Below are 15,051 nucleotides of genomic sequence, written 5' to 3' on the forward strand. Positions count from 1 at the left end.
ATATTAAGTGACTTTGATACAAAGAAATATAGAGCTGGAATAACTCGCAATAATGTCGACCTCATAATTTATTTTGATTTGTTGCTTTATGTCAATTCTACAGAATAAAGTTACATAGGCTTAATTTGTCATGTCTAAAGCTGTTGCATAGCGTAAAACTAAACCATGAGCAAGCATTTATATTACTTCTTTTAGCAATTGTTAAATGAGAAAAAGATTGTAGTTTTGACTTGGTTAGATTTGATAATATCTTTCAACTAGAATAGGAAAAATTAAGGTTAATGCTATTTAATCCGACACACAACTGTAGGAATTTTAGGCTAAATAACCATATTTTAAAATGATTATTAGTTTAAGCTCTGCAAACATAAATTTCAAAATAGAACAATAGTTAACGAAATGATTAGAAAAGCAATTCAAAGCGATATTATTCAAGCGTCAAAGGTGCTGGAGGAGGTAAAGATGGATATGTTGTGTGAAGGTGTTGACCAGTGGGATCAAGAATATCCTAATGAGGTGGTACTTACACAGGATATTGATAAGGAGCAGGCATTTATTTATGAAGAGCAGGGAGAGCTAGTCGCGTATATGGCTCTAAATGAAAAATGTGATGAAGAATATAATGACTTAAATTGGAATACCAGTATTCCCTTTCTTGTGATTCATCGTCTATATGTAAAACCAGCTGCTCAAGGAAAAGGAATTTCTAGTAAAATGATCAAATATGCAGAACAATATGCTGTTGAACACAAATACCAATCCATCCGTTTTGATGCTTTTTCATTAAATGAAACAGCCAATGCCGTTTATTTAAAAAAAGGATATCATCTGGTGGGCACTGTTAATTTTCGAAAAGGAGTTTTCAATTGTTATGAAAAGGCGATTTAGCTCTTAATAATTTAGGATTAAAATAACTTATGAAAAATATTTTTGTAATAAATGGTAGTGCGAGTAGCTATTCCTCAAATCAAAAGCTTATAACTTTAATCGTTGACCTTACACAGGATACTCTAAATATCAAAGTTTTTAATGATCTTAAAACTCTTCCACATTTTGATCCTGAACTTTCTATCGAAAATACACCAGAAGAAATCTTAAAGTTTAGAAAAGAAATTGAAATTGCTGAAGGGGTTTTAATCTGTACACCCGAATATGTTTTCAGTATTCCCAGCGGACTCAAAAATGTGATCGAATGGTGTGTGTCAACAACTGTATTTTCTGGCAAACCGTTGGGGATAATAACAGCATCAGCTCATGGAGAAAAAGGACATGTAGAATTACAGCTAATTATGGAAACTTTAATGGCAAATTTCACGACAGAGACTACACTTTTAATTTCTGGAATCAAAGGGAAAATAAATGAAAAAGGGCAATTAACTGATTCTAAAACAAATATTGCACTATTAAATTTTTTAGATGCCTTTGAAAATCTGATGCCATAGCTTGAGATTGGGAATCAGATTTGTTGCGAGATTGGTCGTAGAATTAAAACCTGCAGTCGTTCTGAAGTTCTTTCCTTTTTGAAAAAACAACTTTTTATTAATCTTTTATTTGAAGATATTGAAAAAGTAACAAACCATGTTTATTCACCATCATTAGGTATTTTACTAAATAATTTTGATTTCACTATCTAGTTAAGAAACCAGATGTTTTTCAGAAGTATACCATTAAAAACCATTTTTAGAAAGATCATGGGTTATTTTACGGTAAATCTCGGGAATGTCAAATGCTCCAATTTTCCTCCGTTTTATGTCAGTTATTTCACCATGTGAAATACCACGACTACTATCCGTGAATAATTGAAATTTATCACCCCAAACTGCCGATTTCACAGGTACAAGTCCATCATTTTCTCCGGCGTTCTTTATTAAATACTGATATGCCCAAGAGTATAGGAAGTCATCTTTTTTAGAAGCCATAGCAGATGCATAACTATTGTAATATACCAATGGATCATTTAAGTTATTTTGATTAAAACTTTCCATATAATTTATGCTTAGCTCATTTATTACATTATAAATATTTGGATTATTGTCACCGAATATTTTGACCAAAACAGGGAGTATACGTTTCGCAAGTGAACTTTGGAAGGTTCTGTTATTTAAAAAATAATCTGCAATTAAAGTACCATGATGAGGCGTTGATATTGTTGTTAAGGAAGCTATTTTTTGACCATATTGCAACGTCGAAATCAGGAAGCGCGCGTCAATGCCACCTTTTGAATGCGCTATTAAATTAATTTTTTCTGCACCTGTATTATGGATTATATCTTCGATTCTTAATTGAAGTAACTTTGCATTATCTTCAATTGAGCCCCAAGCATCTGTATACCCATAAAATACATTAATTCCTAACTCCTTTAACAATTTTGGAATTCTTCCCCAGAACAAAGTGTTGTCTTTCGCTCCAGTTCCGTGTATCAGTATAAGTGGATATTTTAACATTTAGTTTCTATTTTTTTGTAGATACAAAGCATAATAGGATTGTCTGAATTATTTCTGATATGACACTTTTGTTTAAGTGAATTTTAATATAAACAATTTACCTATTATTATATATTCATTTCAAATTATCATTTCTATGCTTATTAGCTTTTTATTTTTCTAGTGTTTTCCAATTTCCTTTTTTAAAATAAACATTATTAAAGATAGGAGAATGAAATACCAGGTTGAAGCTCCAAGTATTTCGGTAGATTATAGGATTACTAACTATTATGTGATGAGTAGGGATGTCCATTATTATTTTTAGCGTTCTGAATTATAGGGTTTTACTGTTGTGATCTTTCCGCGATACGTTTTAGGTATTTCTCTTGATTAGTTACGTAAAAATAATAAAGTCAAGGCAATCTTGATGATATAATGCCAGACATGTATAATTGCTATTTATTAATTTACATTTATTGTTTCTAATAGTTCGCTGTTAAAAACTGCCTTTGGTGAAATTACAACTTCGTTAAGCGGTATTTTGTGACCATAACGCTCTTTCATTTTTTGTTTAACAACTTCGTCTGATAAGTCAAAGTCGCTTAGTTTTTCAAGTTTGCCAATTTCAAGCCCTGTCGCACGTTTGTAGATTTTCCAGATCAGTTCAGAACAATAAATTTTGTCATCACTCCATTCAAAAGTTAGATCATAATTTTTACCTTTAAACTTGTCGCCTTCTTGTTTCATTTTTTGAATCGTTTCAGTTGTCAAAATTTTATCCGCGTTTTTTAACCGCTTAATTATATAATGTCCGTCTTTGCCCCGAGCGATCCATTTGTCAAGTGGTGTTAACTTAATGGGCTGTACTGCTTCAAAAACGTAATGTTGTCCATTGTCGCTGTAAATGATACCGCAATGCGAATATTTAGATTTTGTTGCAAGTTCGATTGCTTTACTTTGTCCTGAAAGTGAAGTTTGAAAAATTAAGTCGCCATTTTTAATTTCGCTTTTGTTCGCAAGTTTTTTTACCTCTGTTTTTACCTGATCCAGCCGATGGTTTGGGTCATGAAATTTTCTTTTGGCGTGGAGACCACCAACGACAATCAGTCCACAAAACCCTAGTAAAATTATCCCTTTTTTCATACTTGTCCTATTGTTGTTTTGGTCTCTGAAAACTTTACAAATGCTTTTAACATCACCTAGATTGATCAATATTCCTTCTTTTTTAATTCATTTGATACACATAATGACTTAAGGACAGATAATGTATTGATTACTCTTCTTCATCATCTTCAATTCTATTTCGTGTCCATTTTCCACCTATGGTATCGCGTTCTGCTTTTTCGCCATATTCTAGATCAAATATTTCGTTCAATGTAATGTCTTTCTTAGTTAATTCTTCAAGTGCAACTATCTTAATATCTTCTGGCATTTGATCTCCTGTCAGAAATTGCCAGTCACCATCATGATCATGCACGACATGCAATATAGGTTCTTTTTCTTCAAGCCATTGTCGCGTCGTAAAAGTTGTTAAATTCTTAGGTTCATAAAACTTAAATTCAGCATTCCTATCAAGCAAAGGCTGTATGTAAACATATTTTTCTTCAAAATTTTCCTCCCATGGAAATCTGTCATTACTGTCCGTCCAGATTAATTGAAGCGCATCAAATTGTTTGTCTTGATAATAGTTTATCCCGGTACCAAAATAATCATCGATGTTTCTTTTATCTACCGTTATAAACATAGCCTTACTTTCATAGAAGATATTGCAGTAAATTTCTCCGGGTGTAAATACCTCACCATCTTTGATTAGGTCCGCAACAACATTGGTGATTTCGTGTGCCAAATCGGTCGGTAGACCAAAGCAGATTATTTCAGGATGATGGTATCTCTGCGTTAGACCAATGCTATAAGTAAAAGATGGCAGATAGTTTGTCGCAGCGACTGTAATAACCTGAAGACCAAATTTGTCTATGTTTATTTTAGTCTTTTCGAGTAAATCATCAGTATTAATACAGTTATGTTCGCTTTTTTCGGTCATTATTTGGAGTTACATTAGCTTTGTTAAATATATTGTATGGTGAATTTAACATTTTGAATCGGTCCTCACAACTTCACTTCGTCATTTCGACCGTTCACCAAGTTTTTTGCTGGTTTATTCTAAACTATCAAACTAGCCCAAAATTGTACAGGAGTCAGGTGACTGCATGATCGCCAAAATAACCAGGCAGTTAGGCTATTACTCCTGCATCAGAAATAAATCTGATGTGATAGCCAAGATATTTGATGGTTTCACATCCTTATTTTTAATTTTCAAATTATTCAGTTTTCTTAATCGCACTATCCAGCCTAGCCAAGTAATACGTATACTGCCTTTCCTCCAGTACTCCTCGTCCCTTTAGGACATAAGTTTTCACGATAAAGGACTTATTGTCGACCCATCTGATATCTTCCACTGCCCAATTCTTGGTTTGAAAGCTTGCCATCTCTGAAATTCGGTCATGAGAGCTGATCATGCCATCGCGTATTTCTAGAAGTCCTATAAAGCAACTATTGCGTTCATATACATGGTTGTAGTAGTAGGCAAGAAAGCGTCCGTCGGGAGAATGGATGGGGAGCGATACGGCAGCATCTCCGATAGAGACAATCCCATACTGGTCGGAAGTAGCGCTGTCCAGCAATACCATGTCGCTGAATCCGAGATGTTCAGAAACACTATGGCTTACTAAAGCATGCATCTGCAAGCGCGGGAAATATCCCATATACTGCCAGCCGCGAAAACCGTCGTCTTGACCGGGCGAATCGTCATATTTTTTGAGTGTAATGAGGCCTTTTCCTGTAGGTACTATCAGTGTGTTCTTCTTTATGGCAACATGGGAAAATATCATTTTCGGCATGGGAGTAGCCCTTTCATAAAGTTGTTTCTCTGCAATCTCGATATGTATTGCTGGAAGGCTGTCATAGCGATCGGCATAGCCTACAGCCAGCTCTTGGCCTGACTGACCATAAGCAAGCCCTATTGAAAAGAAAAAAAGGAAGATCAGTTTCATATTAATTTCTTTGTTTTATTTTCAAATTTTTGTTTCAAAGAGTATATTCTATAAATTTTATCTGCAGAATTTATAGAATATAAATTGCTGACTTTCATTGCCCTAAATTCTATGATGATTCTTTCATAAGTTTTAGAAAAGCTTTCAAAAGTTTTTTATGTAAATTATATAGCAATTCGAGGAGTCGGTATAAAACTCTCGCGTGGGTAAGATTGAATTGTTTCTTCTTCTTGACTTTTAGCACTATAGCTACATAGCAATAATGAAGCAATTATAAAGCACCAACCTAAGCTTACTATTCAAGTAGTACATATTTCCTAATTTTTGATTCTATAGGTCCACGATATATTAGCTGGAAGCCAGATTATATTATTTGATCTTAACAACTATCTATGTTGAGATTATCGATTATAACCACAGGTAAATACTTTTAAAGCGCCATTTTGGACTTGTGCAAAAATTTCAATATAGCTTTTCACAATTCGACCTCCTAGCATCCTTGGTTGCCATACAGGGCCAGACTGCTGTAGTGAACGAAGTATTTGGTTGCCTACTTTGTCATTACCCATTAACATTTGCATATTGTTTATATATCCTTTCTGATCAACTATACCTTTAAAAAGATAATGAGTTTCTTTATTTATATTTCTAATGCCAGGAATATCCTTATTTAAATTTTCTTCTAAGACAGCGTTACCCTTTTTGTAACTAGCATTGAATCCTTCATAAGGGATACTGGAAAGTTCACGTTGAACTTTTGTTCCTTTATGCAACCATTCTGTTAGCATGTATTTTAGACTATCTTTTGTCAGTATTGCAGTTATTGTGTAACTTATAAGTTCATTTTTTTTATCATATTTTTCATCGATTATTTTTAAGTCATATATTGGATAATCTGGTATTTTTAAATTGGGATAGTCTCTTTTTAAAAGAAATAAATCACCTGGAAATTTTAAATAGAAGTAGGACTTTCTATTTTGCTTGGCTTCCTTATTTTCATATTTAAAAAAAAGTTCCACAGGTTCATTTTTATCGTATTTAATAATTAAGCTATCTAAATCTTGATTTTTTTCAAAATAATCGGAATGACAGCTATTTAATCCGTTAATAGTCAATTCTTTTAGTCTGTAAGATTGAGCAATACAAAAGTTACTACTTAGAAATGTAATGGTAAGTAGTAAAAACAAAAATATTTTTACAAATTTTTGTTCTATATAGTATTTTTGATTAGTCATACATTGAAAATTATTATTTGTAATAAACAATTTTGTAGAAATAAAGATTTATATCATCAACAGTTGGAATATGATTTTTTGTAAAAGCAGGGAATGAGACTTTGTCTTGAACATTAGCATAATCCATTTTTTGGGTATAATTACCCATACCATTTACTATTGCTGAATGTGCTATAAATCGCTCCTCTGTAGATTTACATCTATATCTAAAGTTCAATGATCAGTTTTTTATCATCATTTAAATGATTCATTTACTTTATCAATTTTTTGGTAAATGCATTTTATCTTAATTATTATTCAATAAACCCGCTAGGTTTTTTGGCTTACTAATATTCATTGTTCCGTCATCATTTGTTTCTTTTTTGAAACATTCATACTGGCCATTAAAATACCAAAAGAAATCAAGAGTTATATTACCCGGGTCTTCATCAAAACATTGTTCAACTGCTGGATAGATTGTTACGATAACATCTAAGATATCAGCATCTGAAATGGGATAAAGAAATGCAGTTCCTTTCGTTGGTAAAGCAATCAAAGTTCCAAATTGTCCAATAGTGAAGTCTAAATCTTGTTCAATTAACAATGTATAAGAACTTGAAAAGTCACCATTAAGTAATACAAAGACATCGTATTTATCTTCAAATGTATACTGTTTAATTTCTATTTCTTCTTTTCTTAAGTTGTTTTTTGCAATCTCAAATAATTCGATTTCATCTATTTTCCAAAGATGGACTTTGCTTTTTTCTACATAATGAAATTGATCTTCAAAGTCCAGTACCAAAAATGTCAATAAATTGGGATAGTTTTTTTGATAAACGAAATCTTCATTGTTGGGTAAAATATCGTCTGCTTTCAGCAATATTTTAAGAAATTGTTTTGCATAATCAAAATCTTTGTAAAAGTACGTGTATGCTTTTGATTGGTCTTTTAATTTATTGAAGTGCTCTTGTATTACAATATCTTGTTCCCCAATATTGACTTGTATGTATTTCCTTACAAGATTGTCTAAATAAAAATGTGCTTCTAGGCTGTTTTCTGTTTCATATACAATGTCACCATTGTTAAAACTTACAACTTTATAACCTAGATCCTTAAGTGTTAACAGACATTTCTGCAGAAAGATTTCATAAGATTTTTCGTCTATAAGGTTTGAGTAATCTTCAGGAAGAATGGTTCTCTTTTTAAAAATATTAAACATTGTGTTATGTTGCGATCATTTTTAAAATAATACCAAGAAGTATGTTGGTGAAACAGAATTTTGCAATACCCTTTGCACGTTTTTATGTATTGGTAAAACTAATATATAAAAAAATGATCAATCTGTCTAAAAACTAAAATAATATTCACATAATATAAAATTTTTGTTTGAAAAGAAGCCAAGAAAGCACTTGTAATTGCTAAAACCGAAGGCCAACACCAAAAAGCTATTGAAACAGCTTTGAATTTGAAAAAGGTGGCACAAATGTTTAATTTCAACATCTAAACCGCCATTTTGCCAAATTGCTGTTATGTGCCGTATTTTATTCGCTTATAAATTTTTCTTCCAATAAATATAAGTCCAATTACGTTTATAATGTTCCAAAGCTGCAATGCACAGTAAAACATTAATTGTGTTGTATTCATACTTGCTAAACTCCAATATTCACCTTTTGAGCTGTCATAAGTGTCGTCATAGTCCATTTGTAAAAAGCCCAAAATAATATAAACAAAAATATCCGCCCCAATAATTGCAAGCCAATAAATAATGTCAACGAAATGAATTTTTGTCTTAATCATTTTTTTGTTTCATAAAGTTTAAAAGTTCAAGAATATGTTGTTGAGTATGGCTGTACAATGTTTTTTTTTGTCCTCCTATTGTTTTTATTATGAAAATTCTCACCATTTTTTCTCGGTTTGATTGTCCCAAAGTGTGTTTTTACTTGCTGAAAATCCTGTTTATTTGTCTTCCGAAACTGTTACCCAAAGTTTTAATTTCTTTTCTTCTTCGGTTCGTAAATCTTCGTATTCGTAATGACCGATTTCGTCATGCTCACCTGTAAAAATAATTTTCTTTTTTTCAAGCCAATAAATGATTTGTTCAATACACTCTTCAAGTTCAGGTGAAAAACTGTCTAAGAGTTCTTTTTGTTGCTTGTAAGTTAGTTCGTCCCAAGTGTCAGCAGTGGTGTTATTTACTCTTGGCACTTCAACAGCAAGTCCAATTCCAATTCCAAGGTCGTGAAAAAAGTTATAGCCTTTACAATATAAGTCGTAAAACTCCATCAAAATATATGGAAGTCGCTCTGTCTTTTGTTTTGCTTCATTTAGAAGTCCAAGCATTTTGTATGTTTCAAATTCTCCGAGGTCAATATGCTTTGTCAATAAATTTCAAAGTTCATATTTTGCTCCGCTTTGTTTGAAACTTAAAGAGATTAATTCAAAATAGTCGTCAGAGTTCAAATACTTTTCAAGTTCTTTATTGACATACAACCACTGTTCAAAGTCGTCAAGTGAAATTTTGCCTTTGATTGTCTTGTAAAATCTTTCTTTTATGTCTGGCGGTAGTGTCGTCATTTAAAATGCCCTATAACATTATGATATACGCAAGTTATATGATTTATTTTACAATTAGAAATTTAATGATTATCACTGTTAACCAGGTAGTTGTCATTTTTTTTGGTAATGTTGCGTATTTTTAATATTATGTATGATTACACTTAAGTTAACTATTAAAAATTTGAAGTACTCTTATTCAAATATTATTAAAACAGTAATATTACTACAACAGAAATATATGCGCATGTATCCAACCTCAAGATGAACACATATAAAGTCCTTTGGACAAATTGTAATTGATCCGTACTTAATTAGCCAATTAAAGCTAGGTTTTATCTAACTAAAACCATGGATAAATTACATTTTAGTATTTGTCACCAAATATTAAAATGTAATTTATTAGATTAATAACTCTGCCAACAACCGTAGATTTAACTAAAATATATAAGATATGAAAAAGAGAAATGTGCCTTTAAAAGCGAAAGAGCAACTTTTTACAGTTGCTCTTTCTTTGGCGTAATGGCGAGTTTCGGAGACCTAAAGTTTATATTAAAATACACCATTTAAATGGCATACGCAGCTATTGTCTTTTAATAATTTTAACAATCCAGTAAACTAAATAAAATATCAAAACAGATGCAAATAAAGCTAAACTAAAGCCTAACGTGAAGTTGATGAAACCATGTAAGTCATTCCAAGGAATTTTACCAGTAATTATTGAAATAATTATTCCTCCAATAAGGAGTGTTAAATACACTTTTAAAAAAGTTACTAAACTCGATTCACGTTTCATATTACGTAGGTTAATATAATGGTAATTGCAGTAGGTGCTGTGATGATCATTTTCTTAATAATTTTCCAATGATGACACCTGATATTAAAGTTGGAATAAAGCCATAGAATAATATCCAGAAGAATAGTTTAGCGTAATAATGAATGACAGCCTCCAAAATCGGTTCCTTAAATTCGATGGTAGCCCTTTTTGTACGAAGCCGACTGTAGAGTCAGCTAATGTACCAATAAAAAGCACAATGAAAATGAACAATACTCCATGATAGATGCGGATTCGATTCACTTTACTTAGCACAAGACCACAACCATATGCGTAAAACCCTATAATGCCTATTAGAAAATTGAAAGAAATATTTATAGGAAACCGTATCTTCAAAATTGGGGAAAGTTTTTTAGGTAATTATAGAGTCTTCAGGAGTTTGTTTTGTTTGAATTTATTTAATAGTTAGCACTTTATTCACTTTGTCTTTTGTGATATTGTTTGAGCCCTTACCATTAAGCAGAAAAATCTCGAAAGGCATATAATGATAACTGCTTTTTTCATTTTTATTATCTTTTTTTGTAGTAAACGACACTGTTCATATCATTTGGTCTGTAATCTACTGTTTTTGAATTATTGATTGGATAATATTTTTGAAAAATTTATTAATAAAGAACATTTTAGTAAAGTGCTAAAGGGGAATTCGGATCTTCGGTGAAGTTTTTGAGCTTCAATTTTCTTCCTCGACCATTGCCTGTTACTGTAAATGTTGAGTCGGAATTCAAACGAACATAAATATCAATTATGCTATTAAGAGGCCTACCTGATGCTAAGTAAGGGGATATCAGATTCTCACCTATATACGAACTAGTTTTTGGGAGCATATTTTTAGTATAGTATTTATAGTTATTTACTAAGTAGTCATAAAAGTTGTTTTTATTCCCCTGAAGCACTTCTGTTTGGCATAAATTTCCAGCTTTATCAACTACAGCTTGAAAAATCAAAACAGAATCTTTTGGAGGAGTAATTGAATCGTTATAATTATCATGTAATAATTTCATAAATTCAATCATTCTGTTCTTATTAACTCTTGCAAATACACTGGATGCGTAAATGGGCTTTCTTAAAAATGAATTGTTACTTTCTATGGTCAGTCTGACAGGTACACTTTTATCTGGTAATCCATTTTTAAGTAATAACTTTTTATCGTTTAAAAATTCAAGAATCATCGGATATTGTTTTTTTAATAAATACAAATCACCTTCAAATTCTAACGAGAAATAACCTATATGATCGTAGTTATATTTTGGAACATTTTCTGATGTAGGTTTTCTATAAAGGTACAGATGCTGAGCTTTATTCTTTTCAAATTGAATACTTATTGAATCAAGCCTATTGTATGTGGCAAACAATACTTCAATAGTTTTTTTTAAATTCGTATCATGGTTTATTTTTCCTTGAGCCAGAAGGCTATTAATATTGCTCATTAGCAATATTAATAGCAAGTTTTTAAATATTAAAACTGATATTTTCATGATTTATTGATTAAAGTTTATAATATTTTTTAGTTTTATTAGCATACTTGCCTTCATTATTATTACTGTAAAAATCTTGCAAATTATCATATTTCTAAACCTCTTCAATCTCACTTTTACTCCGTACTTCACCAGTATTAGGATCTCTTCTTACTTAATGAGTTAAATTGTCATCATTGTCAAAATAGGAAACAATTGTGGCAATCTAGATCGTATTTATCGAACATTGTTTTATAATAAATATTTATGCACTATCACATTGTTAGAAATTTAAACCTTTAACTAGTAACATCCACCAACTTTACAATCTTAACATTTTCTCAATGCTCATTACCCTTATAAATCCACATTGGTTCTGTATGGCCTGTACGCGGGATTTCTGGCATAATTAATTATTACAGTACCTTTTGCGTAGGTTTTTATGTTATCGCCATTTGTTTACATGTTCTATTTTTTCGTCAAATTGTGCTGCTAATGATTTTACTCTTGATTTCAAAAGTAATTTTCTTCCGTCAATTGTCCTTGTAAAAATCAAGTCACAAGCTCCAACAAGTCTTTCCCATTGGTTTTGAAAATACTCTGCTAAGTTTTTGTTTCGTCCGAGTATTTCAGGAATAGAATGATAATCTTTTTGCTTAGCAAAAACTAAAAATCTATTTTTTCTGATAATCACATACCTTGGATTGTCAATTGGTACGATTACTTCTTGAAGTGCATTTATAAAAGTTGATTTGTCGAAAGTTGTTCCACCTTCCAAATGACAGTAAACCGCACCCCAATAATCAACAGAAGTTTCAACCTTTAATTTTGAAGAGTCTGATTTAATTACTCCTGCCTTAATCAACGAGTTTAAAAGTGCATCTCCAATTTGTTGAATATCCTTTGAGATGTCTCTGTATGTGAAATATAGTCTTAATGTTTTGAATGTCAGTCTACCAAAAATAGCCATTCCTATTGCTCCAAAAATTGCAAGGAAAATATAAAAATCTTGTATCGTTTTTATATTTTTTGCGGCTCTGCCCAGGCCTTGCAAACTTTCTAAACCAAAAGTAACTAATCCCGAACCTAAAGTCGCTAAGAGGTTACGAATAGTCTTATTCAAATACATTGACTTCACAGCCCTATATTCTTTTTTCTCGGGGAATGGGATTTTGATTTCCTCAATAAGTGTAACACCTGTTTCAAGTGCAGTTTTCCATCTTTGTTTTAAACTTTCCCTATCACCTGCATAAGAAAACATTTCAGCATTATTTTTCTCCATTTCTTCTTTATGATGAATGTTTTCTGAGAAGTTTAAACGTCCGATTCCATTTTCAATTCCGGGTTCATTCTTGAATGAAACACCTACAAAACTTCTAAACCGTCTTTTTAGTAAATCAAAATCGTCTCCTCCTGTTGGCGATGTAGGATCAATACAGGCCAAATGCCAAATATTTCCAGTTTTGTCGCTATTTCCGTTTTGCGATCTTATCGCTCTGCCGCGCATTTGATTGGAAAGTACAAATGAACCTACAAAACTTGCCAAGATTAAGGAGTTTATTGCAGGAGCGTCCCAACCTTCACCAAGTAATGATTTTGTTCCAATTAAGATTTCTATTTCTCCCTGTTGAAAGATTTGAGTTACTAAATGAACGATATCGTGTTTGAGTTGCTCAGTTTGGCTTATTAAAAGATAATTGCTGTCAAAAGGAACCGGACTTGAATTGATTTGCGTAATTCCAAAGTGTGCAGCCTTTGCTTCAAATGCGGGATAAGCACTATGAGGAATAATTATCATTGACCCCGTAAGTACTGCGATTTTCTTGTTGTCTGTATTTTCTCGTCTTAATTTTTCAAAAATTGGAATAACACCAATTTTGTTATTTTCGAAATTATTTTCAGATGAGTTGGTGTAAAATTCTTTGCGGATATAGTCGGAAAGAATAACCAATCGTAAGTCTTTACCTAATTTCTTGTATTCAAAATCAACAATCTCTTTAATGCCATTTAGTTTGCTAATACTCGAAGTCAAAAATCCGCTTACACGTTTGTTGTGCGAAAAGCTGATCTGCCGTCTTTCAATCGCACCGTATCTTCTTAATCTATTTTCAAGAGTTTTTTTGTGTTCTTCAAATGTTTTGAAATGTTCCTTTTCTTTGTAGAGATAGAAATCTAAAAGCGTTTCAATCCATTCATAATCAAGTTCTGGAATTTTAAAATTTTTATTTCCAATAACCTCAAGGTGTATTTCAGGAATTTCCTTTTCGTTTGATTGTAGAAATATTAAGCAAGCCGAGTAATAAGAGAGATTGTTATAAATCCAATCCAATTGGTCCGTTGGGTTTTGCCAAATGGGATGTTGTTCGATTGCCTCGATGATCGTTCCATCACTTTTTATTTCTTGGAAAATCTTTTCAATATTCTGTCTAAAATCAACAATGCTTTGGTTTTCCTGTTCTGTTGGCAAAGTGAAATAAACATAATCTTGATGTGGACACAGATCGCCTTCAATTACCAATTCAGGAACAGAAATTTCTGTATCAACAGGTCCGTTTAAGTCAATGTATCGTTGCCATTCCGTAGCAGTAACGTCATAGGGTGGAGTCGCTGTCAAGCCAACGATCATTGGTTTTAATTGTTCTTTTACTTTTGTAAGTGTTTGCCACCATTCGTTTTTTAAATGGTGTGCTTCGTCCACTACAATTGTTTTGATATTTTGGGCTTTTAGTCCACTTATAATATTGTCAAAGTTTAAATTTATTGACTTTCTATTCCGATTTTCTTCCATTTCTTCGTTTTCAAAGTCTTCTTCGTCAGCTGTCCAATTATTACAAGCAGCGTGTAATCCCTGATAGGTTACCACGGTCATGAATTTTGGATTTCGAATGTCTCTTGAAATCCAATCGGGTGTTTGTGCAGTTTGCAAGAAGAGTTCGCAGAAACGCTGTATCCATTGATTACGGATCGCTATTGTCGGAGCAAGAATTAAAGTAGGCTTGTTCAGTCGAATGGCAACTTCGAGTCCCAAAACTGTTTTACCTGAACCTGGAGGAGCAATAACGTGTAGATGTCCATCAGTTAAATGGTTCTCTAAATCGTCAAGCACACGTTGTTGGTATTTTCTCCAGCTGTATTTAAATTTTATTTCTTTAGGATATTCTGTCAATTTATCTGTAAGTTTTAAAAAGTCATATCATGAAACATTATTATCCAATGTTATCTAACTAAATATACGCCCATTGGTATCTGCTTTTTCGGGTTCAGTGCAACCTATTTTTTTGTTGTCAAGTAATATGTCGTATCGTTTTATTACTAATGATAGCTTATTTTGTTAAATTCGATTTGACAAAACTAATGTACAAAAACTATCTCTAATTCACCTCCATAGGCGAATTTTGTTGGTTATTCCTTGTCTTGATTAAAATTGTGAATAGAAATTTGATTACTTCTGGCTTATGCTTATTTGCAAGGATATCTTCGTAAAGAATCAATACTTTCTTAATCTTATTAATTTACGAATTC

12 protein-coding genes are annotated in these 15,051 nt (G+C 32.0%); 2 read left to right on the forward strand and 10 right to left on the reverse strand.

Annotated features, from left to right (window positions below; all coding sequences use genetic code 11):
- The first annotated feature begins 399 nt into the window (after positions 1-399).
- Positions 400-888: a GNAT family N-acetyltransferase gene (locus EDF66_RS07770; protein WP_132841753.1), complete on the forward strand. Its 489-nt coding sequence runs from the start codon at positions 400-402 to the stop codon at positions 886-888.
- Between the two features lie 29 nt (positions 889-917).
- Positions 918-1,442, forward strand: coding sequence for an NADPH-dependent FMN reductase (locus EDF66_RS07775; RefSeq protein ID WP_132841755.1), 525 nt, complete (start codon positions 918-920; stop codon positions 1,440-1,442).
- A 225-nt stretch (positions 1,443-1,667) separates the two neighbouring features.
- Here the strand turns inward: EDF66_RS07775 and EDF66_RS07780 are convergent, their stop codons facing one another.
- The 10 genes from EDF66_RS07780 to EDF66_RS07825 all read right to left on the reverse strand — a co-directional run bounded on the left by EDF66_RS07780 (position 1,668) and on the right by EDF66_RS07825 (position 14,695).
- The gene (locus tag EDF66_RS07780; protein WP_132841756.1) at positions 1,668-2,444 is read right to left on the reverse strand and encodes an esterase/lipase family protein; all 777 of its coding nucleotides are present in this window, start codon (positions 2,442-2,444) and stop codon (positions 1,668-1,670) included.
- Positions 2,445-2,885: 441 nt separating this feature from the next.
- Entirely contained in the window at positions 2,886-3,566 is a 681-nt protein-coding gene (locus EDF66_RS07785) for a YiiX family permuted papain-like enzyme (RefSeq protein WP_132841758.1), read from the reverse strand.
- Between the two features lie 130 nt (positions 3,567-3,696).
- On the reverse strand, positions 3,697-4,464 hold the full coding sequence (locus tag EDF66_RS07790) for a DUF4262 domain-containing protein (protein ID WP_132841759.1): 768 nt from the start codon (positions 4,462-4,464) through the stop codon (positions 3,697-3,699).
- Positions 4,465-4,741: 277 nt separating this feature from the next.
- On the reverse strand, positions 4,742-5,473 hold the full coding sequence (locus EDF66_RS07795) for a hypothetical protein (RefSeq protein WP_132841761.1): 732 nt from the start codon (positions 5,471-5,473) through the stop codon (positions 4,742-4,744).
- A 401-nt stretch (positions 5,474-5,874) separates the two neighbouring features.
- Positions 5,875-6,708 (reverse strand): hypothetical protein, encoded by an 834-nt coding sequence (locus tag EDF66_RS07800; protein ID WP_132841762.1) that lies wholly within the window; start codon positions 6,706-6,708, stop codon positions 5,875-5,877.
- Positions 6,709-6,994: 286 nt separating this feature from the next.
- Positions 6,995-7,906 (reverse strand): hypothetical protein, encoded by a 912-nt coding sequence (locus tag EDF66_RS07805; protein ID WP_132841763.1) that lies wholly within the window; start codon positions 7,904-7,906, stop codon positions 6,995-6,997.
- A gap of 308 nt (positions 7,907-8,214) precedes the next feature.
- Positions 8,215-8,484 (reverse strand): hypothetical protein, encoded by a 270-nt coding sequence (locus tag EDF66_RS07810; RefSeq protein WP_132841765.1) that lies wholly within the window; start codon positions 8,482-8,484, stop codon positions 8,215-8,217.
- 159 nt (positions 8,485-8,643) lie between these two features.
- A complete protein-coding gene (locus tag EDF66_RS07815; RefSeq protein WP_132841766.1) occupies positions 8,644-9,069 on the reverse strand; it encodes a hypothetical protein in 426 nt (141 codons plus the stop codon).
- A 1,626-nt stretch (positions 9,070-10,695) separates the two neighbouring features.
- Positions 10,696-11,550 carry a hypothetical protein gene (locus tag EDF66_RS07820; protein ID WP_132841767.1) on the reverse strand — a complete coding sequence of 285 codons (855 nt, stop codon included), beginning with the start codon at positions 11,548-11,550 and terminating at the stop codon, positions 10,696-10,698.
- Between the two features lie 424 nt (positions 11,551-11,974).
- Complete coding sequence (locus tag EDF66_RS07825; RefSeq protein WP_132841769.1) at positions 11,975-14,695, reverse strand: DEAD/DEAH box helicase family protein; 2,721 nt, start codon at positions 14,693-14,695, stop codon at positions 11,975-11,977.
- Positions 14,696-15,051: the final 356 nt, after the last annotated feature.

Origin of the sequence: Sphingobacterium sp. JUb20 (genome assembly GCF_004342035.1) — a bacterium.
Taxonomy (GTDB): domain Bacteria; phylum Bacteroidota; class Bacteroidia; order Sphingobacteriales; family Sphingobacteriaceae; genus Sphingobacterium; species Sphingobacterium anhuiense.